The organism is Lacinutrix salivirga (genome assembly GCF_053604675.1).
This window is the reverse complement of the sequence record NZ_JBSHNP010000099.1, coordinates 1-1,500: the sequence shown is the minus strand read 5'-3', so window position 1 is coordinate 1,500 and position 1,500 is coordinate 1. Positions and strand designations below refer to the sequence as shown.

The 1,500-nt window shown below is 35.9% G+C and carries 1 protein-coding gene; it reads right to left on the bottom strand.

The window, feature by feature from the left end; genetic code table 11:
- Positions 1 to 205: 205 nt before the first annotated feature.
- The gene (tolA, locus tag ACVC5O_RS06165; protein ID WP_452220598.1) at positions 206 to 1,354 is read right to left on the bottom strand and encodes a cell envelope integrity protein TolA; all 1,149 of its coding nucleotides are present in this window, start codon (positions 1,352 to 1,354) and stop codon (positions 206 to 208) included.
- Positions 1,355 to 1,500: the final 146 nt, after the last annotated feature.

Sequence of the window (1,500 nt, the reverse complement as noted above, 5' to 3'; positions counted from 1 at the left end):
AGTATGGCGATTATTACCATTCCTGCTGTTCCTCCTGTGGTAATAAGCTCTATTATAGACAGTGTTTTTTCTACTGGTTCGCCTTCTGTTAATTGTGCATCTGCATTTTGTGCAGTCTCTTGGATTAAGGTGTTTAACATAAACAATAGTTTTGACATAAGTATAATATTAAAGTATTTGGTGCTTTGTTTTGAAAACTATATTCTTAGTCTTTTAATTTAATTCTAACTGGTAGTCCATAAGACACCACAACAGGTTTTCCTTGTTGTATTCCAGGTTTCATTTTTGGTAATAATTTAATTACGCGTTTAGCTTCTTCTTCTAAAATAGGATCTACAGCTTTTGCATTAATACTAACTACATTGCCAGATGTATTAATTTTAAATGAAATATTAATTTTTTGAAGTCCTTTAATATCGTCTGCTAAGTCTGTATTGAAGTTTTTGCCAATGAACGCTTTTATTTTTTCGTTCATGCATTTTTTTCTTGCATTATTATCTCCTCCTTCGCAACCAGGATAAATAGGAACATTTTCGATAAGAGCAAATGAGGTTGCTCCTGCTCCACCTTGTTGCTTTGCTTTTGCTGCTTTAGCTGCAGCTGCCTTTTCTGCAGCTGCTTTTGCTTCACCTTCTGCTTTTTGCTTTGCTAAAGCTGCTGCTCTTGCTGCTGCTGCTTTGGCTTCTCCTTCTGCTTTAATTTTTGCTGCTCTATCTGCTTTTGCTTTAGCCTCCTTTGCTGCTTTTGCTTTAGCCTCTGCTTTAGCTTTAGCTTCTGCCTCTGCTTTTGCCTTTTCCTTAGCTTTTGCTTCTAATTCTGCTTTGGCTTTAGCTGCTTTTTCCGCTTTTTCTTTAGCTTCTTTTTCGGCTTTTTTTAATGCTTCAGCTTTTTCTTTAGCTTCTTTTTCGTTTTTAATTTTTAGCGCTTCTTCTTCTTGTTGAGCTAATAATTTTTCAGCTTCTAAAGCTGCTTCAGCTTCGGCTTTTTCTTGTTCTAGCCTTTCTTGTTCTGCTAATTCTTCTTTTGCTTCTTCTTCAGCAATTTCTTCTTCTGTCACTTCTTCTTCAACGACTTCTTCTTCAGTTACTTCTTCTTCAGTTACTTCTTCTTCTAAAACCTCTTCAACCTCCTCATCAATAGTCTCTTCAACCTGCTCTTGAGTGTCTATAGGTGTGTCTGGGTTAATAGTTCCGCCTCCTGCAGCAGAATCTCCGAAGTTAACTGCTACACCATATTCTTCTGGTAATACTTTATATTCTTGACCAACAACAAAGAGCAACAGCACTAAAATCAACATAATTAATGTTGTAATTTTTGCTGAATTTTTTTCGTGTTTGGTCTCTAAATACTTCATTTAAATATTTACTACTGCGATTTTACGGCTAAAGTAGATTTAATTTTATTTCTGTTTGCGATGTCCATGATGTAAACTACGTGTTTCATCTCCACATCTTGGTCTGAGCGTATGGTTATGGTTGGCGACTCTGTATTGCCTATTTT